Raw genomic sequence first — 26,662 nt, forward strand, 5'->3', positions numbered from 1 at the left:
TTCACAAGGTCGTGTGAGCGTTATTAATGGGGCCGCTACAGACGTAAGTAGTTGCTTGGTAAACATTTTTTGAAACCTAAAATGGATTTATAACGCACCAAATAGTTACAACAATGCACCAAATTAGTCTTGATTATTACTTTAAAGGTGCATGAGTTGCTCGGTTGAATAGTGAGTTTTGTTGGACTTTACTGAAATAATGTTATTTGATTATGATGACTTGAGAGCCATTTAACATAACGCTTAACCATCCTAAAAGAAGATACCGTTTTACATTGATAGCAACTTTATATTCGTAGCTGGCACAGCCATTGCACCATCTTAATTGTCTTAACTGATAAGTTTTTGACCCATAACGTGTTCTCATAACTTTAGCGTTAGCCATTTAAGGAAATCGTCTATGCCTTCATCGAAACCTGCCGCGCCAAATAAAAACAAGCTTAATATCTTATCTTTCACAGGTAAAAATAAAATCCTCCATCTTGGTTGGATGGCTTTTTTTCTAACTTTTTTCGTATGGTTTAATCACGCGCCGTTCTTATCCGCGATCGGAGAGACACTGAACCTCACTAAAGACCAAATAAAAACTTTATTGATACTAAATGTTGCCCTAACTATCCCGGCTCGAGTCATTATTGGGATGTTAACTGATCGATTTGGTCCGCGCCTTGTTTATACTGCCATTTTGGCTATCGGAGCGATTCCTTGTTTTACCTTCGCATTTGCTCAAGATTACAACACATTAGCGCTGTCACGTTTTTTATTGGGTTTCGTTGGCGCGGGGTTTGTGGTCGGTATTCGTTTAATGAGTGACTGGTTCCCAGCCAGTGAATTGGGTACCGCCGAAGGTATTTATGGCGGATGGGGGAATTTTGGTTCTGCGGCAGCAGCATTGTTATTGCCGACAGTGGCTATTGCCGCCGCTGCCATATTTGGTGGTGCTGAAGGTTGGCGTTATGCAACGGCTACCTCAGGGGTGGTTATGATGCTCTATAGTGTTATTTTTTATAAAATGGTGCGCGATACGCCTAAGGGTGCAACATATTTTAAACCCAAGAAATCTGGTGCCATGATGGTTACGTCAGCGGGTGACTTCTGGTTGATGATGATATTTAAACTGCCTATGTATTTGGCATTATCATTGTTGGCTTGGAAGTTGTCACCTACTGGTGTCAGCTTGCTCAGTCAGGCTAGTGTCAACATTGTCTACATCGGATTAGTGGTTTTATATATTTATGAATTTGTGAGTAGTTATCGCTTTAATAAGGAAGTGTTTACCACGCCAGTGCCAAAAGCGCATCAATATGATTTTAAGCAAGTGGGTATTTTAAATATTTTATACTTTGCTACTTTTGGCTCAGAGTTGGCTGTTGTGTCTATGTTGCCACTTTTCTATCAAGAGACCTTTAGTTTGTCGATTGTGATGGCAGGGGTACTGGCATCAAGCTATGCCTTTATGAATCTCATGTCGCGTCCAGGAGGCGGCTGGTTAAGCGATAAATTTGGTCGTAAGATAACACTTTTGATTCTAACCGCGGGTTTGGCCGTTGGTTATTTATTAATGGGTATCGTTGACTCTTCATGGCCCATTGCGCTTGCCCTATTAATTACGATGTTTTGCTCCTTCTTTGTACAAGCTGGTGAAGGTGCGGTGTTTGCCGTGATTCCGTTGATCAAGCGTAGTATGACAGGGCAGTTTGCAGGGATGACAGGGGCCTATGGTAACGTCGGTTCGGTTGTTTATTTAACCGTACTTAGTCTAGTGTCATATCAGGTGTTTTTCTTTGTAATAGCAGCAACGGCAGTGGTGGGCTTCCTAGCACTATTTTTATTAAAAGAGCCTGAAGGTATCATCATCGAAGAGTTGCCAGATGGCAGCTTTGCTCAAATACAAGTGAGCTAAACTATGGATGAGCTCATCGAACAGGTTCCTAAAGACGTTAATCAAAAAGCTAATCACAATGTGGATACAGCATTGTGGTGGGCTGATTTTCATACGATGGCAGGGCGCAAGGCTGAAAACCAAGATAGTTTGCTAATGACAACGTGTTTACCTTATGGATCTTCACCATCAACGATCAGTAACCATCATCCGTCCTTTAAAGCACCTTTATTGGTGCTGATGGCTGATGGAGTCAGTGCTTGTCAGTTTCCTAAACAAGCCAGCCAATTGGTGATAAATACCATTACACATCATATTACTTTAGCACTTGAAAATATGATGCATGGAGATGAGGTGTCGACCGAATCTAAAGATCAATCACTAGCTAAAACGCAAGATCACGCAAAAAAGGCATTGAGTAACTTTGATGGCTTTGATGATAATCAAGTTGCAATATTGATTAAGGAAGCCGTACATAAAGCCAATGATGCACTCTATTTTCCACAAGACTATCAGCGAGTACCTGCACTGTTGTCTACTCTATCAGGACTGCTTTGCATAGGCGACCGTATTCATCTGTTCCATACGGGAGACTCTCGTATCTATCGTATCGGCATAGATAATATGGTTCTATCAACCAAAGACCATAATATTCATCAAGGACGAGACAAGGGGGCGTTATCTGCCGCCGTCGGCGCTGATACTCATCTTGAGTTACAACAATCAGTGTTTACATTGCATCAAAACGAGGGGCTGGCGCTAATGACCGATGGCGTCTACGAGTCTATTACCGCAGCAGAACTCCAGTTTGAATTGTGTACAGCAGTAAAGGTAATACACCAATCAATGGATACTCGTAACCAGATAGCAAATAGTCTTCATATTAGTCAACGCTTATGTGAGCAAGCGTTTAGTGAAGGCAGTCACGATAATTTAAGTATGGTGATGCTTGGTATGAATGCTCGAGCCACTAAGACTAAAGTGCACAGAGAAGCAGCCAGCTCTGTTTATCTTGAGCAGTTTGAGGATAGCGAAAGTGTCAATACTCAGGATATCACTCATTATCGATTGCCAACTGGTTTGGAGGTAGGTGCGAAGATTGATAATTTTCTTGTCAGAAAAATTATAGCGCGTACTGCTCGAAGTGAGGTGTATTTAGTAGAGGATGAAAACCATCATCCGTTTGTACTAAAGTCACCAAGCCTTAATACCATTGCTGATGGGCATTATTTACGTGAGTTTTTAAAGGAACGCAAAATAGGTCTAAGCTTATCTAAGCATAGGCATGCTGGCGAGCCTGCTTACAATCAAGTGGATCCTAATAGCCCGCAAAACAATGACATGCCTTTAAGTATGGGGGTTTACAAAAATGTTGGCTCAGCATTCAACAGCTCAGGATTGCTTCGCTACTATCCAGTACCAGCAAGCAGCACTTATTTATATCATCTAACCGAATATATAGAAGGGGAGAGCCTTAGAAGTTTTATAGATCGTCAAGCACCTTGTGATATTTGGCAAACCTACGACTTACTCACTAAGGTTGGTATGGCAGTACGAGTGATGCATCGAAATTACCTATTGCATCAAGATATCAAGCCTGAAAATATACTACTGACTAAATCAGGTGCAGTGAAATTAATAGATTTTGGTTCTGCTAGCTCCTCAATATTAAAAAATAACATGCGACCACCTAATGGTGACTTGCACTATGCTGCACCAGAATATTACACCGATGCACCAAAAGGAGTGCATTCCGACTTGTTCTCTATCGCAGTGATTGGTTATGAGCTGCTTACAGGTGAGCTGCCATTTAGCTCGCAAGCTTTAATGACACCCCCTCAATCGTTAGTAGTACCTGTCCAACCATTACGTCAAAATCGAGTACCCACTGCCAGCCAACAAGCTTTGATGCGTGCGCTACATTCCAGTACTCAGGCTAGATATCAAGCGATTGGCGAGTTCTTGCAAGACTTTAACCCTGATAATAGTAACAATATTAGCGATCCTGAGCCGCTTATCATACGTCATCCATTACTGGTTTGGCACAGCATTTGCTTTATTCAATTCATCGCTATTATATTGTTGCTGGTCTATTTCTCATAAGGCCTTCTTAAAAAGCAAGTAAGTAATACAACAAGCCATTTCATTCAATGCTGCGTGTTGCGGCTAAGGGACTCTCTTCTTATGTCGCTTTATTTACCAAAACCAGTTAATGCTCAATCATCTAAACACCGTGCTACTGCCGGCATCGTCATCATAGGAGCTGGTATGGCAGGTAGTCGTTTCGCTATTGAGCTGGCCCGTGCTCAGCAGCACAACACACTGGCAAGCAGTCAGGCTCACCTACCCATCACACTTATTAGTAAAGAGCCACAAGTCGGCTATAACCGCATCATGCTATCGCCTGTACTGTCAGGAGAGTCGATTTTCGAAGAGACCTATTTATATGAGCAATCAGAATACGAGCAATTGGGTATCACTGTATTAGCTGGAACGTCGGTTGATGCCATAAACACCAACCAGCAGTCCATTGAGTTGAGTGATGGACAGACATTAGCTTATGCCGATCTGGTTCTCGCTACAGGGTCAAATGCTCGAATCATTCCTTTTCCAAATTATGATGCTAAAGGCGTTCATGTATTTCGAGAGATTGCTGATGTTAATGCGTTGATAGAGTACGCACGCCAAGGAAAAAAAGGCCTAGTCATTGGTGGCGGGGTTCTAGGGTTGGAGGCGGCTTGCGCTTTAGCTTCTCAAGGAGCAGATATGACGGTTGTTCATGTAGATAGTTATGTTCTTAACCGACAGCTTGACTTGCCTGCCGCCCATCTCCTACAAGAAGAGCTAAGCTGTCGAGGTGTGGGATTGGAGGTTTCAGCTAGCACTGAATGTATTACGGTCAATAACCAATACGAGGTAAGCGGCTTGTTGTTAAAGAATGGTCGCGCCTTGCCAGCAGATTTCATCGTCATGGCAGTAGGGGTGACACCTAGTATCACACTGGCCAAGGACAGTGGCCTAGATGTCAACCGAGGTATCATCGTGGATAATTTTATGCATACTAGCTGTCCTCATATCTATGCTATTGGTGAATGTATAGAGCTGGACGGTGAGCTGTTCGGTATGGTGGCACCTGTCAATCAACAGGTTGATACCTTAGTTTCTGTCCTAAAAGATAAGAGGGTATCAATTAGTAGTTCACTAATAAAGGAGACCAAAAATAATTGGCACCCCTTTATTAGTAAGCCTCTGTCTTTAAAGCTAAAAGTATCTGGCATCGCTGCTTTTTCAGCAGGTCAAATCGATTTTGATGACAGTGAGATAGAACAGGTAGAAAGCGTTATATATAAGCAAACGAGCTTAAATCATTATCTTTGTCTCTATATCAAAGCCGATAAGCTTATCGGCACTGTGCTATATGGGGATGTTAGCGAAGGTGGTTTCTATAGTCAGCTTATCACTGATAACAGCGATATATCATCAATGAAGGAAACCCTTATATTTGGCGAAGCATATTGCGATTCAGAAAAAACAACTGTTACTGATAGCGAATCAACATTGCCAAGTGTTGCAAGCATAGTAGGAGAGGCATCATGAGCAAAGCTGCCTTGAAGAACGAGCAGGACATCAAGCAAGAATCAAACAGCCCTAATGATTTGTCCAACAATGCTTCTAATGTGTCACCATCCTCTCGAATTACTACATATACTGAAGATTCGACTCATACTATTCGCACTACTTGTCCATACTGCGGTGTTGGCTGCGGCGTGCTAGCAAACATTGATGAGAAAGGCGCAGTTAGTGTGACAGGTGATCCTGATCATCCAGCGAATTTCGGTAAACTCTGCTCAAAAGGCAGTGCACTGGCACAAACATTGGGTCCTGAGCGAAGATTAGCTCAGCCTTATTATCAAGATAAACAGCTATCGATGACAGAAGGGCAACCTACAAACACTGAGCCTACAGATTGGGATATGGTGTTGGGTGATATTGCAAATCGTTTGAACAAAACTATTGCTGAACACGGGCGTGACAGCATTATGTTCTATGTATCAGGACAATTGCTTACTGAGGATTATTACGTTGCCAATAAATTCATTAAAGGTTTTATTGGTAATAATAATATTGATTCCAATTCACGGCTATGCATGTCATCAGCGGTAGCAGGGCATAAGCGTGCTTTCGGTGCAGATTTGGTCCCTGGTAATTATGAAGATTTAGAGCGCTGTGATTTACTAGTGTTAGTCGGATCCAACATGGCATGGTGTCATCCCATTCTATTCGGACGTTTTTTATCGGCCAAGAAGAGTACACCAAATAAAAAACTGATAGTGATTGATCCGCGTCGTACTGATTCTTGTGAATTCGCTGATTTGCATTTACCCATTGCTGTTGGCACCGATACTCACTTATATAACGGACTGCTGCATTATCTTGAGCAAAAAGGCTGTGGTGATAAGGACTATCTTCAGCAGTGCCAGGATGTCACGCCCGCCTTAGATGCCGCAAAAGCATGGACGATTGATAAAGTCGCTCAAGTGTGTGATATCAGTGTTGACCTCGTACGGCAGTTTTATGAGCTAGTCGTTGCTAATGACAAAACAGTAACTGCATTCAGTATGGGCGTAAACCAATCTAGGAGCGGCACGGATAAGGTCAATGCTATTATTAACACTCATTTGTTTACAGGACGAGTGGGCAAAGTAGGTGCTAGTCCATTTTCACTCACAGGTCAGCCAAACGCCATGGGCGGTCGCGAAGTTGGTGCATTATCTAACTTGCTTGCTGCACATTTAGATTTAGATAATGAGCAGCATCGTCAATTGGTGGCTGATTTTTGGCAAGCACCACAGCCAATTGCTGCGGAGGTTGGAGTAAAAGCTTGTGAGGCTGCTGATGCTATATTAAACGGGCGTATCAAAGCCATTTGGATTATGGCAACCAACCCTGTCGTTAGCTTGCCTGAAGCCGATAAGTTTCGCCGCGCACTGGCTGCCTGTGATTTGGTGATTGTATCTGACTGCTCCGTCGATAGCGACACGGTTAAGTGTGCAGATATTGTTTTGCCAGCACAAGGTTGGGGGGAGAAATTAGGCACAGTAACCAATTCGGAGCGCCGCATCTCGCGTCAACGGGCTTTAATGCCTGCGCTTGGGCAAGCAAAGCCTGACTGGTGGATACTATCGCAAGTCGCTAAACGTATGGGGTTAATAGGTTTTGATTACCAAAATCCTAGTGAGATATTTTATGAGCATGTCGCTCTAACTGCTTATAGAAATGATGCTAGCCAAGCTTTGTCAGAGAGTAATCAACCGCGCTATCTCAATTTAGCAAAAGATCTTTCGCTAGAGCCAGTAGGGTCGCTAGAACTGATAAAGTCAAAGCCAGACCATCTTGAGCAGAAAAATAAAGACGTAGTTTCTTTCAGCCGTGACGCATACGATGTCATGACCCCATTTCAGTGGGGCGGCGCACGTATTACACCCAGCAAAACAAAATTTATTGCCATTACGCCTCCCAGTCACGGCAGCTTACCCAATAGGCATCCGCAACGATTGAGATCGAAAAGCGTGGATAGTCAAAAAAACAATGGCAGTCATACGTTGCATCAGGATCACTCAGGGGCGGTAGATCTACGACTTATTACAGGGAGACTTCGTGATCAATGGCATACGATGACCCGCACAGGACTTGCATCGCAGCTCAACCAACACGAATCTGTGCCGACGCTGACAGTCCATCCCATTGATGCCAAGAAACTCGGTATCGTCAAAGACGACTATGTGCAGCTACGCCCTTGCTATGAGCAAGGCTTACCAACACAGAGCCAGCCACATAGCATGGTAGCTATCAACACAAATGCAGACGAGCAGGTGCTAGCGCAAGTTGCTATCAGCGATGGTATAAGTGTGGGCGATGCCTTTATGCCAATGCATTGGAGTAACGCATTCGCTAGTTTTGCACGTGTAGGCACGCTTATTCCAACGGTCGTTGACCCACATTCAGGACAACCTGAATTAAAAAATTCCGCAATCAGCGTGATGCCTGTGCCGATGAAAATTTATGGCAAGATTTTGGTGCATCCCGATCTACAAGACACCATTACAGTGCATCTGCGCGAGACCTTATTGAGCTTTGAGAAAGAATCTGAGGATAAAGGTACGCTGACATCTTCCTCTGATACAAATGCAGCTTCTGAAATATCAGACTCATTGCCCGCATTGACATGGAGTCTAAGCCGTCAAGCTAATAGCGTATTGATTACCATTGCCAGCCCAATAGAGAGTGTCGTTAATCAGTTGCTTGATCCGGATTATTGGCATCAGTTTATCGACACCTATCAAATATCTCTATCAAATAAATCAATTAATAATGCATTTACTGTCAGTAAACAGGGCAAGCAACTTCGTTTCATTTCGACCCAATCAGAGGTGAGTAGTGAAGCGATAGAGGTTATATCGCTAGACACTTCAGGAACTGCCACGTCAAGCGAGCAGTTGCTAATAACCGTTTATTTTGCACCACAAGTTACGCAGCTACCTAGCATTCATTGGCTCAATAGTTGTTTCGACAGTACCGATTCTATACCAGCAAATCAGCGCTATAAATGGTTATTAGCAGGTCGTCCAGCCACAGGTTATGTTGATCCAGGCTCATTAGTATGTTCATGCATGGCAGTTGGAGAGCATATTATTATTGATACGATTACTAAGCAGCAGTGTACGAGCGCATATGCCGTCGGCAAAGCGTGCCGAGCAGGCACTAACTGCGGCTCATGTGTGAGTCACATCAATGCATTGATCGAAGAGTATGCACCTTAAAAACCCACTAAAATCAGCCTTGGTTGCTGATATGGCATAAGGCTTGCACTGTATTTTGTACGCTCTTTTTTTTCTTATGTATGCCATTGTTAGGTGCAAGGTTGCGCGTTATTAACAGTGTTATTAGGAGTTACCATCATGACTGATTCATCTAGCTCTATTATCACAATAACTTCAAATAATTTATCTAATAAAAGCTGTAATTTTAGGGTGAAAGACAAGCCGTTAGGTATAGAAAAAAATGTAAAAATGGGAACTGTTCATTTAGTTGGTGCAGGTTCTGGTGATCCTGAACTGCTAACTTTAAAAGCATTGCGCATAATGCAAAAAGCAGATGTCGTGCTTTATGACAGCTTGGTCTCGGAGGATATTCTGGATATGTGCGCGCTGACAGCAGAGAAAGTATTTGTCGGTAAGCGCCGTGCCAATCATGCTATACCACAAGAAGGTATTAATGAGCTGCTAGTCAAACATGCGCTGGCAGGTAAAACAGTCGTTAGACTTAAAGGTGGCGACCCCTTTATTTTTGGAAGAGGCGGTGAAGAGTTGCAAGAAGTTGTGCGTCATGGCATTCGTTTTGAATCTATTCCCGGTATCACCGCTGCTAGTGCTGCTGCAAGCAGAGCGGGTATACCGTTGACACATCGTGATTATGCGCAGTCCGTAAAGTTTGTAACGGCATGCAAAAAGTCAGGCGCACCTAATAATGACTATTACGAGCATTTGGATAGCAAGCAGACAGTAGTCTTCTATATGGGGTTGAATCGTTTATATGAGATGACCCAGGGATTGATAGCAGCAGGCCGCGACAGTAATACTCCTTTTGCGGTAATTAGTCATGCTAGTTTACCTACTCAGCAGCTACTCATCGGTACGCTTGGCAGTATTGCTAATCAACAAGCTGTCGCAAAACTACCAACACCTGCGCTATTGATAATGGGTAATGTGGTCACTTTATACCATGAGTTTGCAAGCTACAATCTCGGTGTTTTAGGCGAAAATGTATTAATTGACGTTGATGAATTTGCCACTAGTAAAATCTTAATGCGCGATTTAGAAAATGCTATATAGCAAAACCCTCACAGCACAAGGCTTACAAGGGTTTAATCGGTACTAATCATATCTTAACTGGTGCGCCCACCAAGACTCGAACTCGGATCGATCGCTTAGGAGGCAACTGCTCTATCCTGTTGAGCTATAGGCGCATTATGGAGTGATATTGTAGGAAAAAGCAGTCATAAAAGCAATCAACAAAAGATAAATAAAGACAATTTATCCTTACTCCCCATTGCTAAGCGCGTCAGTGACATCTACAGCATGATCACCAGATGCATTTTTTGCCTGTGAGGTTGGTTTAAACAAGTCATTTACACTGTTCTTATAACCACTGATATTCTCATAATCATATTTTTTTAGTATATCTTGACCTGTGCTCGATAATAAAAAATTACGGAAGCTAATAGCAGTTGTATCGTCTGTCAGGATGACACCCTCAAGCGCTTGTTCATCTTTTAGCGCATAGTTGAAGGGATTTAGAGTGTGTATCTTTTTATCTTCATTATGCGTACTGTTATCATTATTCTTGTCAGAGGTATTATGTATACCAGCACTCTCAATGTTTTCCTGATCCTGACTATTCCTAGCTTGTGCCTGTTGCAATTCTGACTGTAGGAGTGATATCCGTTCTGTAGACAGACTATCGTCATTGCTAATAATCATATCTGTATCAAAAACAAAGTCAGAGAGTTTGTCTTTGGTAGAACGACTAATTGGTAATGTAAGAAGGTCGTTAGAGGGTACATAGCTCGCTAACACTTGCACGTGCGGATAACGAGATTCAAAGCTCACGATGATATCGTCCAAAGGTATCTGTAACTTCTCTTCTGCTCGAATGTATAAAATACTGTCAGCAATCTCTCTTGATTCATCACCCTTCGTACTAGAGTCTGCTTCACTTTCACTTGCCATGATTGGCAATGGGTCTGTGTTTTTGCGATTACTGGTCCACAACCAAATGAAAACCGCGATAAAAATTGTGAGCAGCAGCAAGATTAGCCCAGCCAGCAGTAGTTTGTAGTCTTTCATATGTTACTGCTCTTTTGTTAGTTGGTTGATTGTACACTTGTTTCAAGCACTTCATCGGTGAGTTCAGCAAGCATATCTGCGAAAATATCGGTATTTACAAATGAGACGGCTAATTGCGGTTCATTATTTTCAGTATGACTGTTGGTTCTATAATCTGCCCTAATATCGAACCGGTTGCTTGCAGGCGTTGTAGACTTTAGAGTTTGATGCGCTGCTAATGGCGATTCACCTGTTAATAGTCTGTCTTTTAACCATCTAAACCCATGTGCCTCCCACCATGCTTCAAAACGTGGCAACGTGCTACCACGTACTGCTACAGGTAGATCTAGCGTTCTCAGTTTCTGCGCAAGGATAGGGTCGTTGATAGCTTGATGGATGCTCAAATAAAGTGAGCTACTATCATCCGTATAGGGCCGTCTGTTTTGCCATGATCTGTCATCGATTTTCATACGTGGCAGTTGCCACAACTCACCGCGATAATACACGACGTATAAGCGTTGTTTTGGATGGACAAAAATGGCATCAATGGGACGCAATGGCATAATATTAAGTAATCCCGTCAATAGAAAGTATTATTTAGATACAGGTTGTAAAGGGCAATTTAAAAACCGCAATGAGATTATTTCATTGTAAATATGAATGATAGTATAAAACGACACTAAATGTCGCAAGCTTATTATAATATCGGCATTTACACTAGTAAACGATAACCATCAATGGCACACTGATAGCAAATTTGGCAAGTCAACGTTATCAATGGATATGTAGAATTTGCTACTATGATTGTTTTTGTTTATGGCCCTCATGCTAGCAGAAATGCATCATAGTAACGACCATCAAATATGGATTGATGAGTATCGATTTTTGTTTTGTCTGGACGTTTTATAGCGTTTTTGATGTTGGATACAGACGTCTCATCTATAAGTGAAGCCTTTTTTATCAATCCTAATACCTCACCTTTATTGCAATCAGATCATTGTCTATGTTCACTATTATTCAGTCGCACCGTACCGAAAACCTCGTTGATCAATTGCTTGTACAATACCAGTCCAAGGATCAGCCGGTTTTTGAACCCTTCATTGTCATTGTACCGTCAATGGTATTGGGTGATTGGTTGGATAAAACTATTGCTAGCCGTGCTGGTATTAGTACCTTGGTGCGTACTAAATTCTGGGGTCAGTATCAATGGACACTGATGCAAGATGTATTGACCCGCCATAATGCGTACTTACTGTCGCGAAACCCTGAAGCGACAACTCTAAACGTGCCGGAAGTGGCGGTGTTGTCACCAACGGTGATGCAATGGCGATTGTTTGGGTATTTAACTTATTATCAAGAGTCGATTGTTGCAGATGAGAAACACCCAGTCAATCCGCTACTGGCATCTTTGATTGATAACCCACAGGCAAGTGCTCAACAAGACAGCTTACAACAGGATAAGGCGCAACAAGATGCCCGTATTTGGCAGCTGGCAAGCGATTTGGCTAGGGTGTTTAACCGCTATTTGACCCACCGTGAGGATTGGTTGGCGCTATGGTCGCACAACGAGCCGCTGAATGTAGATGAGTTGATAGCAGATAAAGATGCACTGTCACTGCGCTTTGATAAATATGCGCGCGGCACGCCTGAGTGGTTGGTCGAGCATTATGTTGAGTTGGAAGTTGCACAACGATTCTTGTGGGCGCATTTATTTGCCGATGTTCATCTGCACCGTGTGGCACTGGAGCGTGCGTTCTGGTCGGCCTTAAAAAATAACAAGGCAAATGAGCGTGACCAGTTGCCAACCATACTGCGTATCTTTACTATCCAGCAACTGCCACAGACCGAGCTCGACTTTCTACAGCGCTTGTCGAAATACATGAATATCACGCTATTGCATTACAATCCATCAAAGCTGTTTTGGGCCGATATCGTTGATAAATCATGGTTACAGCGTCAGCAGATCATTAACCCTGAAAGTGTTTTTTTGCGTGATTACGGCCACAGTTTGCTATCACGTTTGGGTAAGCAGTCGCGCGATGCTTTTGCCATGCTTGCCAACTTGTCGGGTAATGAGCAGTACGACGATGCACTGGTTGAATGGCAAGATAATTTTGATGATACGCTGAGCATTGGTTCTAATCATGGGGTTGCTGCTGAGTACATCGATGATGCTAATAGCGCTCAGAATAGTCCAAGTTTGTTAAAGCGTTTACAGAACGATGTGCTGATGCTTGATGAGCAATCGACCCAGCAAGCAACGGCCGCTACAGTCTCGCAAGCAGTAAGTAAGCAACTAGAGCCAAGCTTTGATGAAGAGAAGCCAGAAACGGCTTGGTATGAAGATGAAGCATTAGAGAATAAGCGCTTTGAGAAAGACCGTTTTTGGGCAATCTCTTCCCAAGATAATAGCCTAAGCATTCATTCGTGTCATAGTTTGCAGCGTCAGCTTGAAGTGCTGCGTATTATGATTGGTCGTTGGTTAAATGAACCTATCAAGCCCGGTGAGAAGAAACGCCATATCTCTGATATTGTTGTGCTGCTACCCGATGTTGAACGTCATCATGCGCTGATTGGCTCTATCTTCGTCAACGGTAAGGGTCAGGACGGTTTGACTTTGCCTGCTAAAGTGACTGGTGTTGTGGATGCTGATATTCGCCAGTTATGGGAAGCCATTATTGGTTTTTACAAACTATTGGGTAGTCATAGTGCCCGTTTTAAAGCAGCTGAAGTCTTGGACTGGCTCATGTTGCCGCCTTTATTTGAAAGCTTTGGACTGACTCATGAGCAAATGAGCCGTGGCTGTGATTTGTTGGTAGAGGCGGGCTTTATTCGCGGTTTTGACGAGTTGCATCTTAAGCAAACGTTGGACAGTAATGACTACGACTATCGCTTTAGCTTTGCACAGGCATTAGACAGATTAACTTTAGGTCTGGTCATGCCAGAGGCTGAGTTGAGCGACTGCTTATATGATCTAAATGACGATGAATGGCCAAGTACAGCTTTACCAGAAATGACCTTGCCGTTACCACAAGTGAGCCTAAATGATGCGTTGATTGTTGAAGCGCTTTGCCGCATTTATACTGGTTTAGTTGCACGACGTGATGATCATACACAAAAAATGAAAGCGGAAGATTGGCTCGATCAGATTGAGACACAAGTTATCCATCGCTACTTTGGCGATGTGGATCAAACGCGTACCATGCGCGCCATCTACAACGCGATGAATGGCTTTAAATCAAGTCTACGAGCCAATCGTCACTATAGGCAGTACGCTAGTGGTAATATCGATAACAGAGAAGTAGAGAAGAGGCTGGCAGGTGTGGAGCAATTGCCGCTCAAGCTGAGCTTTATGCTAGACAGTATCGAAAACGAGCTTGAGAGTCAGCAGGTCAGTGCAGAGCCGACTGGGGTGATTACTTTTGGTCGATTCGGTGCACTAAGAAACGTGCCGTTTGAGCTGGTGGTGATGCTCAATATGGATCTCTCTGAGTTTCCTGGGCGTGACCGAGATAACCGCTATGATTTGATGAAAGCGACCAATGCACGCCGTGGTGACAGAGTTAGTGAAGATGATGACAACGGCGCATTTTTAGATGCGCTACTGTGCGCGCGCAGTGCATGCTGGATGTTCTACAATGGCCAAAGCTTGACGGATACCCATGAGCATTTGCCAGCCAACCCAGTGAGTGAGCTATTGCAGTTTTTGCAAGGCGAGGTGCAATGGCAGGTGAACTCGCTTGAGACATTACCCGAGAATATTGATCCCACCACCGAGAGTCTCAAGCGCTATTTGCCAAAATTGATTAAGCAGTGGTTGGTGACTGAGCATCCTGCACTGCCTTTCCATGAGAGTCTGTTTGAGACAGAAATCGAAGGCACTGATGTTTTTGAGCAAGCGTCTCCTGATATTGATGACAATGCTAATGCTCAGGACTCTAGCCCTGTCGATATGATTGATGAGCTGGATACTTTATTAAATACAGCCATGCGCAAAACCAAACTGGCTCAGAAAAAACAGTTTCCGCCTGCGCCGCTTTGGCAAGCGGTGTTTGACACATTAAAAGGCCGAATATCTAGTGAGCATAAAGAGTTGGTAGGCTTACCCACGAAGGCGCAGTATGAGTCAATCGCTCAGGTGTTGGGTCAAGGCTTGGGTCAGCTAGGTCAAATAGACAATCAAACCTTGTCTGCATTGGCTGAATTGTTGGGGTTCGACACAGTTGTTGATGCTCCTAGCGATGTTAGTGGCATGACAGAGGTGCTCATCCAAGTGTTGTCCGATAGCATATTTAACATAGGAGAGATAGATATTGAAGGGGCATTGGCTTACCAAGTGCGCCATCCTGCCAAAGCATTCTTACGGTCTCAAAAGGTGCATGTGGTACAAGGTGAAGAAGCATTGTCGCAGCAAGAGCCGCTATTCTTAGATAGTTTAACTACTTATCAAATCAAAGATCATTTGATTAAACAGTTGGTTACTGATGAGAATAAGAAAAATGATAGTGATGCAGCGGCTGAAACTACTACTCCAATTCTGATGTATCAAAAAATTATGCCCGCTGGTGTTGCTCGCCAAACCACGCTACCCAATCAACAAAAGAAGCTACAACAGCAATGTTTAGAGTTTAAAGAGCAGTTAATGGCTAATGGCTTTGACGAAAGCAGTATTCTCAACGAGAGTACGGCAGATATCAACAGTGTATTACAGCTACTGACCCCAACCGCCGAATATCCTGTTCAGATAGAGCTAAAAAATATACTGAATAACACTGATAATGATTCAAAAGACCAGACAGATATAGAGGGTATAGAAACACTGCTTAAGCTGCTGCCGAAAATCATTAAGATCAAAGGTTCAGTGCCAATATTGGCACCCATATCAGTTATTCAGGCGGGCGTGCCTTATGCTCAGCAATCACCCAAGCAGTGGTTAAACATATTGCCCAATTCTGCCAGTCCTAGGCATTTACTAAAGTTTTGGTTGTCACATTTGTATTGGCAAGTGGCCAGACGTACCACTGCCGAGCAAGTAGCCTCAAATGATGGCGTGAGTATTTGGCGTTTTAATAAGTCTAGCTCACAAGTCAAAGAGTATGACAAAGTAATCGCATTTAAACTAAGTCCGATTGTGTATGAAGATGCAGTAATTGAGCTGATAAAGTGGGCAGTTTTTGGCAAGTTAACGGCTCAAGTACCCATTACGTTATTACCAGAATATGCACTTAACTACCTTGATAAGTATCTAAAGCCTGAAGAAGGTGACGGTAATAGCTATTGGCCAAAACGTGCCGACTTCTCGGACTGGTTAAGACCCAACTACAACTCAGACACGGTATACGATACTTGTTCGCAGCATGCCATTTGGCAATATGTACTACGTGACCAAGATGCATTCAAAGCGCTATCGGCAGCGTTGACTACATTAGCGCAGCCACTTTATGAGCCGATGTTTAATGCGTTAACTAACTTAGATGGTTAGCTCATTATCTAGAGCAGCCCCTAATTAATTTTTGCTATTTTGTTCTAATAAATAATAATTAAAAGTATGCGCCCATATGACAGACTTTACCGACCCAGCTAATACCATTGACTCATTTACACAACCGAATTTATTTGATGAATATTCAGATGAGCTGCCTTTATCTGCTGTGCCTGAACGTAAAGGTAATGTCATACCGGCAGTTGATGTCAATCTAACGGGTAAGCACCTAATCGAAGCCTCAGCGGGCACGGGCAAAACTTGGACGCTGACTGGTATAGTACTGCGTCTACTGATTGAAGCGCGACGTGCGCCAGAGCAAATCATAGCCACGACTTTTACTCGAGCTGCCGCTGCCGAAATGCGTCAGCGTATTCATGATCGTTTGGTAGATTTCTATCAGTTATTACAATGGATCAATAGCCTAAGTGCTGATACTAGCAATAAAGAGAGTCTCTATCCCAACATACTGCAAGTTATGCCTGAGGGTAATAAAGACGCACAAGCAGGCAATGATTCAGACGTAGACGTAAACATTGCGACAGGCATTGACGATTTAAATCAAGACCTTGCTACTGATAAGCAAGTGGCGGCTGAGAAACGTAAACAAGCAAAGAAAGACCGCGAAGATTGGCTGGTTAATCAAGCCAAATATGTGCGTTTAGATGGCATCATGCAAGATCCTATTAACCAGCATCTCGTCGGCTATTTGCTAGATCACGTGTACAGTTACCCAATGGCAGAAGCTATTAGGCGTACGGCATTGATACTAACCACCCTAGATAAGCTGTTCGTAGGCACGCTCGATAGCTTGGCGCAAAAATGGTTGACGGAGTACAGCAGCGAGACTGGTCACCAGCAGGGTATGGGGATTATTGAAGACAGCAGTAGTGAACAGGTGACTGACAGTATTATCCATGATGAGCTGCGTCAGTTTCAAAGCCGTTTGTATTATGAGCAGCCTAAACTTTATGCGCTAATGGATCAGCAAGGCAAGCTGACTGCAGTTGGCGACCATAAGAAATACGTGACTCGCTCGCTCAACTTTATCTCTGCACCGATTGATGAGATAAGGCATGAGAAAAGCTTTGATTTTGATGCATACGAAAAGCTAATCAATGAGTTTTCTCAGTTAGATTTAGCTGATATCCAGCCTTATTTAAATCCTGATTATAGAAAGTCTCAAGGCTTCAATGGACGTTCTAACTTATTTAAACAGTTTGATGCCATTATTGAAGTGCATCAAAAGATATCAGAGTATCAGCTGACCTTTAATAGCTATTTAAATGAGAGTGAGAATAAGATTTTGACATCATTGCAAGATGCCAGATATCCAGATGAAGATGGCAAAATCAAGAACTTTAATAAGAATAAAGAAAAAGAGCATCAGACGCTTTTTGAGTTAGAAACCATTAGTAAGTTAATGGCCCTCTTAGACATGCTTGATAGTTTAAATCAGCATATATTGTTGGTATTAGCCAGTCTTAACCGTCATATTGTGCTGGCTGTGCGTAATAGACTACCAGTCATTTTAGAAGAGCGCGGCGAGACGACCTTTAGTTTGCAGATGGTACGCTTAAACCAAGCATTAACTGGCCGCCAAGGAGACAAGCTGGCGCGTTATATTCGTCATCATTATCCAGTGGCGTTGATTGACGAGTCGCAAGATATCAATGGCGAGCAAGCCATTATGATTGAAAGCATTTATTTGCCAAAGAATAAGCGTAAACAGTCGGACAGTGACAAGCAATCAACCACTAAGAAAGCCAATCATGAGTTTCTGCTATTGGTTGGTGATCCCAAACAGGCTATTTATGGGTTTCGTGGCGGTGATGTGGCCAACTATAACTACATGAAAGCCCAGTTTGATAAAAGCGCCCTTTGGACGCTTGATATCAATCGCCGTTCTAATGCCGGTGTGATTAACGCATTGAACTGCTGGTTTGGTATGGCTGATGCAACAACTGCTGAGAATAGACTGTCGCAGTTGGGTACTGGTATTCACTACCAACATATCAAAGCGGCAAAACCGGAATATGAGCTGTCTTGGTTTAATGAGTCAAATAGTCTGGATGATGTACTGGTGACAGAGGTGCTTTCTGCTCAGCCAGTGAGCTTATTACACCTGCCTTATGATAAGGACAAAGAGTTTGATTATGATGAGCATGAAATAACAGCTCGCCATATAGCCACTTTGCTTAATAGTGGTCAGACACTTAAAGGTAAGCCGATTCAGCCGAGTGATATTGGGGTGCTGGCACGTGCCAAAAAAGATCTGAAACGCGTTGAAGACGAGCTGGTAAAACTGAATGTGCCGACCTTGATAACCAGTGACGTCAGTATCTTTGAGACTATTATGGCAGAAGATGTGGCAGCGTTACTGAGTGCCATGCTATACCCATATCGTCATGACATGATTAATCGGGTATTGACCAGCCACCTATATGGACTGAGTATTAAAAACATCAAAGCCATGATGACGGATCATGAGTCAGGTATTACCGAGGGTAGCAGTACACCAAGCGCCAATTCAAACCATTCTAATTCGAAAGACCTCTCAGCGAATGAAGCTACTGATACCAAAAAAAGCTATCAAGACTTTATTGCCTATCTAAAAGAAGGTGCACAGCGTTGGCAGCATTTTGGCATATTATCGGCGCTACATTATTTATTAGATAAAAGCCCTGTGCAGCCGCAAGGCGTATGGCAAGCACTAGCCGCTCATCCAGAAGGTGACCGTCATATCATGGACTTGCGCCATATGATGGACATTTTGGCGCAGTATGGTCTAGGTATGGGTGAGCATGAGCTACTGGCTTGGTTCAGGCAACATATAGATGCAGCACCCAACAGTGATTGGGCTAAGCAATATCCGCTACCGACAGAGTCCGGTGTGCAACTGATGACCATTCATAAGTCAAAAGGGCTTGAGTTCCCTATTGTCTATGTATTGGGAATGGGTGATGCCAGTAGGAAGTCTGGCAATAAGGAAGACTATGGGCTGTATCTATATAACGCGCAACAAGCGCCCTCAGCGTTAGTACAGCAGTTGACAGATAATCAATCGGGTAATCAGCGCCGCTTCTCACCATTACAAGGCTCTGCTACGGTTGAGAGTTACTACACCGATATCGAAACACAAGAAGGTTTTGATGAGATAAGACGGCTTGGCTATGTGGCATTTACTCGAGCCAGTGAGCAGCTTTATGTTGTGCTGCGAGATCCGAGTAACAAGACAGGGTTTGAGCTAAAACCAGTGTTCTATTGGTTTGAATCGCCAGAAGCAAAATTTGAGCTGCCGGATAGGCTCAAAGGTATCGTAGGCATGCTTAGAGGTCATAAAGTTAATGAGTTTTATGACAATAATTACGCAAGCAATGATGCTAACTCAGCAGGTATAAATGACAATGTTCAGATGGCTACTACCAAATCAAATGCTCATAAGCCTACGACAGAAGCTATTGAGTACGCGCCCTTTACTGAGGTGATGAAAACTAATTATTTTTATGGTTGGGCAAAGACCAGCTTTACCGCTCTGGCGCGTCAGCTAGATGAGTCTACACAAGCAATGGCGATAGTGGATGAGCGTATTGATGATGCGATAGACATTGATATGACAGAGTCTTCAGTTTCTGATATTTCGTTACTTAATAACGACGAGTCTCTCGAACAAGACGGTGAACTAAGCTTCAAGTCAGAAGAGAATATCCGCTTTACCTTTGTAAAGGGTGCCAATGCCGGTACGTTTTTGCATGAGATATTTGAACAAATAGACTTTAACAATAAGGCTCAGTGGCCTCAGGTTATTGATAGAGCGATTAGTAGCTATCAGTTGCCGCTGATATATAGCAGTGCTGAACAGCAGAGCCGCAGATCACAAGGCAAAAAACAAAGAGATAGTGATGGGTTTGATCTTGCGTCAATAGATACAACGAAGCATGATGCATTAATTAATTGGATTGAAGAAGTATTGCATGCGCCACTATTGGCTTCCAATCAACCCTTGATTGCTCTTGATAAAGGTAAGCGATTTGCCGAGTTAGAGTTCAACATGGGGCTGTCAGAAAGGTTTAAAGCACAGGATATCAGTAAGCTTTTCCAACAGTATTTACCTGATGAGACAGATAAACATGTCACTCTAGTCCCACAAAACAAAGCGCATCTTTATCGCTATCTACGCGGTGAGATTGACCTAGTATATGAGCATGCTGGCAAGTATTACGTGGTCGATTATAAGAGTAACTTTTTAGGAAATAGCCTAAGCGATTATAATGAAAATACGCTCAAGAAAGCAATGTCCAAGGCAGGGTACTGGCTACAAGCAGCGATTTATCAAGTAGCATTACATCGATTCCTCGCCATGAGAATTAGTGATTATACGGGTAACGAAGACAAATATTTAGGCGCTGTAGAGTACGTATTTTTACGCGGTGTGTATGACCCGAATACTCAGGTAGCTACTACGTCTATATCGAAAGATAGGGTTCAGTCTAACCACGATAGCTTGAGCAGTAATAGTTGCTATGGATTGGTCACTTGGGATATTCCTATCGACTTTATTAAAGGTCTAGATGCATTGTTTGGCCTGCCGGATTAATAAACCTTATATAGCAATTAGATAGATAAAAATTGTTATAGCAGTTAATCAGATTAAAAAGAGATAAATATACGATGAGTAATAATAACAATAAAAGTAAGTCAGCCATCAGCTTACAAGAGAGCTGGGCCAGTAACATTAGCGACTATATCTTGTTGCGTCGTCAACAAACGCATGTAGCGTATGACGCGACAGATGCAAATACGAATGATGAAAACGGAAGAATCGATAAGTTAGAAGATAGTGATTTATTTACGGCTCTATTTGTTATTTTAGCGGCTCATTTGGAAGAGGGCCATACTGTATTAACTGTCGATACAGCCGATCATGAAGCTCCCATGCAAGGGCAAATTAATGGGGAAATAGTCACGTTATATACATGGCAGCAGAACTTACTAGAGATACTGGCAACACCAATTTTTGCGCTGATTGATACTCAGATAAAAACGCAACTAGACACGCAACTAGACGATGATACTACAACGGAGACATCGCTATTTGTATTACTAGATACTTTGTTTGGTCAGCGAGATTACTTGTGGGCGCAGCTAGCACTGAGTAATCATGAAAAAGGGACGTTGATCAAACGTTTTGATGCGATAACTACGTTATACCAGCGCTTTAAAAATAGCGACTTAAGTACTTTCGTTCATTCAATCCATGAGTACGCTTTATTTGCTAATGTTAATGCGAATACTGATTGTAATAACTATCAAAATAGCCTAAGCAAAGATAATCAACCAATTATTTATAACATCGCTAAGAATAAAGAGACCCAAGGTTCGAAAATCACATTTTGGCTGCACCGCACATGGCAAGCAGAATTTAACTTAGCACAGCATATCAATCATATTTTGAATCAGCAGATAGTGCCTTTAGACATTACCATGCCTGAGAACTTAAATGACCAACAAATAGCCGCTATCAATGTGGCGAACAATAATGCATTTAGTATCATTACAGGTGGCCCAGGGACGGGTAAAACCTACACTGTTGCTCAATTAGTTATCGCGTTACAACAGGCGACAGAGAGTAGGGGAAATGAGTCTGAACATATTAGGTTTAGCACAGACAGTGCTAGTCTAGCATTAGCAGCACCAACGGGTAAGGCAGCCCAACGTATGCAAGAGTCTCTGCAGGCGGCTTTAGACGACGCAAATGTAGAGCTGCAGTTGCAAGAGGCAAAAACCATCCATCGTCTACTAGGTATCGGTCGAACGGGTAGACCGCGTTACGATGCCAACAACCAACTCGGTGAAGATATTATCATCGTTGATGAGGCATCTATGCTCGGAGTTGAGTTGGCCAATTATCTTGTGAGCGCGGTAAAGCCAGGTGCTAGGCTGATATTATTAGGCGATGCTAATCAGTTAGCAGCCGTCGATGCAGGAGCAGTATTGGCTGATCTCTGTCGCATTCCGCTACTGCAACCCATACATGCAGAACTAACCGAGAGCCGCCGATTTAGCGCCGAGTCAGGTATCGGTAAACTGGCAACTCAAATCAATAAAGCAGAGACAAATCTTCAATCTATTTGGCAATTATTAAGGCATGACGCTGCTTTGAGTTTTCAATATGTTAATACGTTACAAGCAGAGTCTATATTAAATAATAAGATAGAAAATAGCCTAAGTAAAGAAAAAGTTATTTCAAAGATTTCCAATGATTATCAATTATATCTAGGTAAAGTTAAAAATTTACTAGAAAATCCGATAGAAAAATCCGTGCCAGAATCAGTTAAGAATACTACCTTTTCGTTAATGGAAGTATTTAATCAATTTAGAATCTTAAGCGCTGGCCATAATGGTGAGTGGGGCGATCACTATATCAATAACTACCTTACTCAATGGCATCTTACTGAGCTAAAGTTACCCTTGGGTCAAAACACGTGGTTCCATGGACGTCCTGTTATGGTGCTACAAAATAACTATGAGCTTGGGCTATTTAATGGTGATATCGGTTTCTGCTTACAAACGTCAGATGAAAGGAGCCAATTAGAAGTGTTCTTTGAAAATAAGACTCAAGGGATAGCTGTTAATTTGCTAAATGAAGAGGTGATAGCCACGGCATATGCAATGACTATTCATAAGTCACAAGGATCCGAATTTGATCATGTTGCTATTACTTTCGATAACAGCCATGCAAGATTGCTGAGCAAAGAGCTTATCTATACGGCAGTGACTCGTGCTAAGAAGCAGGTAACGATATATAGTACCAAGCACGCCTTAGAAAAAGCGGTTCAAACACCGACTGAACGCCATACTGGTTTGGCATTACAGTTTTAACGATTCATTCAAGTTGTTGTCGGCGCAATAAGTCAGCGCAATAAAAAAGCATCCAAATTGGATGCTTTTTTAGGATTTAACTATTTTAATCAATTAAGTCTAGAATTAAACTTTGTCTTCTTTGATTGCATAGATACCTGGCAGGTGACGCAAGTAACCATGGAAATCCATACCACAACCGTAAACATAGCGATCTGCAACATCAATACCCACAAAATCTACGTCAAAATCTGCAACTTTGCGATCATGTTGCTTGTTAAGCAATACACAAGACTCAAGTGATAGAGGCTTTTCTTTGCTTAATTCTTCAACAACTGCTTTTAGGGTAATACCTTCGTCAAAGATGTCGTCAATTAACAATACGTGCTCACCTTCGATACTAACATCAGGCTTGAATTTCCAATCAAGCTCATTAGTACCTTCGTTATCACGATAACGGGTCGCATGGATATAATGCATACGATGGTAGAACGTAAGGTGTGTCAGTAGCTGACCAGCTGGAATCAATCCGCCGTTCATCACGACCATAACAATTGGGTTTAGACCAGCATAATGTAGATTGAGCTGAGCGGCCAAACGCTCATAAGCAGCAGCTACTTCGATACTGCTGATAAGGCACTCTGAGTTGCGTAAGGTTTTTTCAATTTCTTGGTTACTGATTTGGGTCATCGGGTGCGCCTTTGGTAAAAAGTGCCGCTTATTTTAGCAAATTTTAGTGAATTTGCCCAACGTCATATGACCTTTGGGACAAAATTAATCCAACTTTTTGGGTTATTCTGGCTTTTCTATAATAAATGGACGGTAATAATTGGCCAATCGATTCAATGAGTCATTTGGTAGGTCAGGTAATAGCTTATTAAGTGCCATATTCATGCCTTTATCAATTGCCGATTTGGCAACTGGAACTGACTTACGCTTGATCATGCCTAGCTTTAATGTCTCGGCATAGCGACTGATAAAGTGGGTCAATGTTTCTTCGTTCATGGTTTCAAGTGCCGTTTTAAATTTGACTCTATCCACATGTTCAGGCGTGATAGCAGCAAAACCTTCAGTGATGGTATTGGCATCTTTTTCTGACAGTTTAAAGCCGACACGTTTAACGCCTTCGTTATCAATAAAGGTTGCGTGATCTCTTAGAAAATGAAAACTTGGTAACACGTCTTTGTTGTTTTCTTTACCCAGTAAGATGTTGAGCAGAGTGTCTGTCGCGCGTTCAATCGTTCCAACAATTTTACGCATAGAGGCTTGGCGCTCAGGGTTCGGAATAATATCTACCAAACCAACCAATAAATTATCAGTAAGATCACGCGCTGTCTGATGCGTAAGGGCATCGCGATAAGGGTAGTACTCTACATTCTCATTTGAAGCAACGACTTGTTCGGCCTCACTGATTAAAGCTTTTAGTTTATCTGAGGGTACGAATCCAAAATAATGTGCCATTGCACTTCCTTTATTTGTTGTTTTTTATGTCTTACTTGCGTTACATTGATCACCAAATCGGTTATTATTCAAACAAAGTTTTAGTCTCAGGCTCATCACACCAAATGCTGATTAGTGACATGCCCTAGTTATAAGATAAATGACTTTGTTGATTGGTAATAATTTTGCAAATTGCTAGAATTTACCTAAACGATAGATGAGCTGAGTCACTCATCGCACACTAATTTAGCATATTTTTCATATTTTAATTCAAAAAGCTTGAACTTATAAGGCTATTGACTACTTGTCTAGGGAGAGATGAGATGAATAGTGCTATCGTACTACTATTCGCCGTTGCCGCTATGCTCTGCGGCTACGTATTTTATTCAAAATTTATCGCCACCAAAATTTTAGCATTGGACAACAGCCGTCCTACACCGGCACATACGATGAAAGATGGGGTCGATTATGTTCCCACCAATAAGTATGTATTGTGGGGGCATCACTTTACGTCAGTAGCAGGGGCTGCACCAATTATCGGTCCTGCGATTGCAGTTATTTGGGGCTGGGTACCTGCCATTATTTGGGTAGTGGTAGGTACTATCTTTATGGCAGGCGTACATGATATGTCTGCTATTTGGGCAAGTATGCGTAATAGAGGGCAGTCGATTGGCTCTATTGCTGGTACTGTCATGGGCACACGTGTCCGCAGCTTGATGATGGTTGTTATCTTCTTATTACTACTGATGGTCAATGCTGTATTTGGCGTAGCTATCGCCAATATGATGATCAAGACACCATCTGCGGTATTACCGGTTTGGGGTGCCTTAGTGGTTGCCTTTATCATCGGGCAGTGTATCTATCGCTACAACATGAATTTGGTCTGGGTGTCCATTATCGGGGTAACTGCCTTGTACGGGCTTATCTATCTTGGCCCTATGTTCCCGATTGTGTTACCTGAGACCGTGATGGGTTTGCCTGATAACGCAGTATGGATCTTGATTTTGTTCGCCTATGCGGCGATTGCGTCGTTGTTGCCCGTATGGATGCTGCTTCAACCTCGTGATTATATTAATGGCTTACAATTATTTGTCGGTTTGATTTTATTGTATGCTGCTATTTTTATTGGCACGCCTAATATTGTCGCGCCAGCCATTAATACTGCATTACCAGCCGATACGCCGTCACTTCTACCATTATTATTTGTGACAATTGCTTGTGGTGCCATATCAGGATTCCATGGTTTAGTCGCCACAGGGACTACCTCTAAGCAGATTGATAAAGAAGAAGACGTTCGTTTCGTTGGTTACTTCGGTGCATTGGGTGAGGGTATGCTAGCACTTGGGGCAATCCTTGCAGCAACCGCAGGTTTTGCGACTCTTGGTGATTGGCAAGCGGTCTATCAAAAATTTGGTGATGGCTCTATTGGTGCGTTCATCGACGGCGGTGCGACCATATTGAATGCCGGCGTTGGTATCGACATGGTGCTATCACAGACCATGCTTACGGTAATGGCTGCATTGTTTGCTGGTACAACGATGGATACTGGCGTACGTTTACAACGTTATATCTTCCAAGAATTTGGTGAATTTTATAATTTGCCAATACTCAATAAGAGTGTCGTTGCAACGTTACTTGCTGTCGGAAGCTGTTTGTTATTAGCGTTCGGTGCTGGTGGTATAGATGGCGCGGGCGGTATGATTATTTGGCCACTATTTGGTACAACCAACCAGTTAATGGCCGCTTTAACCTTGATGATCGTTACCATTATCTTGTTACGTAAGGGCAAGCCAGTTTGGTACACCTTAGCGCCATTGTCGTTCTTGTTGGTTATGACTGTTTTTGCACTATTGATTCAGCTCAAAACCTTCTTTACTGATGGTAATTGGCTACTTATTATTATGGATATAATTATCTTAATCGCGACCATTTTGGTGACGTTTGAGAGTTTGTCTGTACTACGAAAAGAGTGGTCACTACATAAAGGTAAAAGCGGTGAGGTTTAAACGTTAAACCATATTGAGTGTCTGTTTAATAAAAAACGCTAGCAGCAATTGCTGGCGTTTTTTATATCATATAGGCATGATGGATCATAAGAATTAAGTAAAATAC

General features: G+C 42.6%; 13 protein-coding genes and 1 tRNA gene. 9 read left to right on the forward strand and 5 right to left on the reverse strand.

Annotated features, from left to right (window positions below; genetic code table 11):
- Nucleotides 1–400: 400 nt before the first annotated feature.
- The 5 genes from DXK30_RS00375 (at nucleotide 401) to cobA (ending at nucleotide 9,774) form a co-directional block, all read left to right on the forward strand.
- Nucleotides 401–1,903 carry a NarK family nitrate/nitrite MFS transporter gene (locus tag DXK30_RS00375; protein ID WP_114699976.1) on the forward strand — a complete coding sequence of 501 codons (1,503 nt, stop codon included), beginning with the start codon at nucleotides 401–403 and terminating at the stop codon, nucleotides 1,901–1,903.
- 3 nt (nucleotides 1,904–1,906) lie between these two features.
- Complete coding sequence (locus DXK30_RS00380) at nucleotides 1,907–3,985, forward strand: bifunctional protein-serine/threonine kinase/phosphatase (protein ID WP_227670745.1); 2,079 nt, start codon at nucleotides 1,907–1,909, stop codon at nucleotides 3,983–3,985.
- 81 nt (nucleotides 3,986–4,066) lie between these two features.
- Entirely contained in the window at nucleotides 4,067–5,479 is a 1,413-nt protein-coding gene (locus DXK30_RS00385) for an NAD(P)/FAD-dependent oxidoreductase (RefSeq protein ID WP_114699977.1), read from the forward strand.
- Nucleotides 5,476–8,703 carry a nitrate reductase gene (locus tag DXK30_RS00390; protein WP_114699978.1) on the forward strand — a complete coding sequence of 1,076 codons (3,228 nt, stop codon included), beginning with the start codon at nucleotides 5,476–5,478 and terminating at the stop codon, nucleotides 8,701–8,703. The genes DXK30_RS00385 and DXK30_RS00390 overlap by 4 nt, the downstream gene beginning before the upstream one ends.
- A gap of 138 nt (nucleotides 8,704–8,841) precedes the next feature.
- Nucleotides 8,842–9,774: a uroporphyrinogen-III C-methyltransferase gene (cobA, locus tag DXK30_RS00395; RefSeq protein ID WP_114699979.1), complete on the forward strand. Its 933-nt coding sequence runs from the start codon at nucleotides 8,842–8,844 to the stop codon at nucleotides 9,772–9,774.
- A gap of 58 nt (nucleotides 9,775–9,832) precedes the next feature.
- Here the strand turns inward: cobA and DXK30_RS00400 are convergent.
- From DXK30_RS00400 to DXK30_RS00410, 3 genes are all read right to left on the reverse strand, one after another.
- Nucleotides 9,833–9,908, reverse strand: a tRNA-Arg gene (locus tag DXK30_RS00400).
- 73 nt (nucleotides 9,909–9,981) lie between these two features.
- Nucleotides 9,982–10,788 carry a hypothetical protein gene (locus DXK30_RS00405; RefSeq protein ID WP_114699980.1) on the reverse strand — a complete coding sequence of 269 codons (807 nt, stop codon included), beginning with the start codon at nucleotides 10,786–10,788 and terminating at the stop codon, nucleotides 9,982–9,984.
- A gap of 17 nt (nucleotides 10,789–10,805) precedes the next feature.
- A complete protein-coding gene (locus DXK30_RS00410) occupies nucleotides 10,806–11,330 on the reverse strand; it encodes a hypothetical protein (RefSeq protein WP_114699981.1) in 525 nt (174 codons plus the stop codon).
- Nucleotides 11,331–11,770: 440 nt separating this feature from the next.
- On the opposite strand from DXK30_RS00410, the gene DXK30_RS00415 reads away from it, so the two are divergent.
- The 3 genes from DXK30_RS00415 (at nucleotide 11,771) to recD (ending at nucleotide 23,131) form a co-directional block, all read left to right on the forward strand.
- Nucleotides 11,771–16,249 carry an exodeoxyribonuclease V subunit gamma gene (locus DXK30_RS00415; RefSeq protein WP_114699982.1) on the forward strand — a complete coding sequence of 1,493 codons (4,479 nt, stop codon included), beginning with the start codon at nucleotides 11,771–11,773 and terminating at the stop codon, nucleotides 16,247–16,249.
- 76 nt (nucleotides 16,250–16,325) lie between these two features.
- On the forward strand, nucleotides 16,326–20,846 hold the full coding sequence (locus DXK30_RS00420) for a UvrD-helicase domain-containing protein (protein ID WP_114699983.1): 4,521 nt from the start codon (nucleotides 16,326–16,328) through the stop codon (nucleotides 20,844–20,846).
- A 74-nt stretch (nucleotides 20,847–20,920) separates the two neighbouring features.
- The gene (recD, locus tag DXK30_RS00425) at nucleotides 20,921–23,131 is read left to right on the forward strand and encodes an exodeoxyribonuclease V subunit alpha (protein WP_114699984.1); all 2,211 of its coding nucleotides are present in this window, start codon (nucleotides 20,921–20,923) and stop codon (nucleotides 23,129–23,131) included.
- Nucleotides 23,132–23,236: 105 nt separating this feature from the next.
- On the opposite strand, the gene DXK30_RS00430 is transcribed toward recD, so the two are convergent.
- Both DXK30_RS00430 and DXK30_RS00435 read right to left on the reverse strand, forming a co-directional pair.
- Nucleotides 23,237–23,800, reverse strand: coding sequence for a hypoxanthine-guanine phosphoribosyltransferase (locus DXK30_RS00430; RefSeq protein ID WP_057760160.1), 564 nt, complete (start codon nucleotides 23,798–23,800; stop codon nucleotides 23,237–23,239).
- A gap of 102 nt (nucleotides 23,801–23,902) precedes the next feature.
- Entirely contained in the window at nucleotides 23,903–24,571 is a 669-nt protein-coding gene (locus DXK30_RS00435; protein WP_114699985.1) for a hypothetical protein, read from the reverse strand.
- A gap of 302 nt (nucleotides 24,572–24,873) precedes the next feature.
- On the opposite strand from DXK30_RS00435, the gene DXK30_RS00440 reads away from it, so the two are divergent.
- Entirely contained in the window at nucleotides 24,874–26,556 is a 1,683-nt protein-coding gene (locus tag DXK30_RS00440) for a carbon starvation CstA family protein (RefSeq protein ID WP_114699986.1), read from the forward strand.
- Nucleotides 26,557–26,662 lie beyond the last annotated feature (106 nt).

Source organism: Psychrobacter proteolyticus (assembly GCF_003350005.1).
Lineage (GTDB): Bacteria > Pseudomonadota > Gammaproteobacteria > Pseudomonadales > Moraxellaceae > Psychrobacter > Psychrobacter proteolyticus.

Coding starts and splice junctions, on each gene's coding strand:
- DXK30_RS00390 (WP_114699978.1), top strand. CDS start 5,476: ATGAGCAAAGCTGCCTTGAAGAACGAGCAGGACATCAAGCAAGAATCA.
- DXK30_RS00385 (WP_114699977.1), top strand. CDS start 4,067: ATGTCGCTTTATTTACCAAAACCAGTTAATGCTCAATCATCTAAACAC.
- DXK30_RS00375 (WP_114699976.1), top strand. CDS start 401: ATGCCTTCATCGAAACCTGCCGCGCCAAATAAAAACAAGCTTAATATC.
- recD (WP_114699984.1), top strand. CDS start 20,921: ATGAGTAATAATAACAATAAAAGTAAGTCAGCCATCAGCTTACAAGAG.
- DXK30_RS00420 (WP_114699983.1), top strand. CDS start 16,326: ATGACAGACTTTACCGACCCAGCTAATACCATTGACTCATTTACACAA.
- cobA (WP_114699979.1), top strand. CDS start 8,842: ATGACTGATTCATCTAGCTCTATTATCACAATAACTTCAAATAATTTA.
- DXK30_RS00405 (WP_114699980.1), bottom strand. CDS start 10,788: ATGAAAGACTACAAACTACTGCTGGCTGGGCTAATCTTGCTGCTGCTC.
- DXK30_RS00440 (WP_114699986.1), top strand. CDS start 24,874: ATGAATAGTGCTATCGTACTACTATTCGCCGTTGCCGCTATGCTCTGC.
- DXK30_RS00430 (WP_057760160.1), bottom strand. CDS start 23,800: ATGACCCAAATCAGTAACCAAGAAATTGAAAAAACCTTACGCAACTCA.
- DXK30_RS00380 (WP_227670745.1), top strand. CDS start 1,907: ATGGATGAGCTCATCGAACAGGTTCCTAAAGACGTTAATCAAAAAGCT.
- DXK30_RS00410 (WP_114699981.1), bottom strand. CDS start 11,330: ATGCCATTGCGTCCCATTGATGCCATTTTTGTCCATCCAAAACAACGC.
- DXK30_RS00435 (WP_114699985.1), bottom strand. CDS start 24,571: ATGGCACATTATTTTGGATTCGTACCCTCAGATAAACTAAAAGCTTTA.
- DXK30_RS00415 (WP_114699982.1), top strand. CDS start 11,771: ATGTTCACTATTATTCAGTCGCACCGTACCGAAAACCTCGTTGATCAA.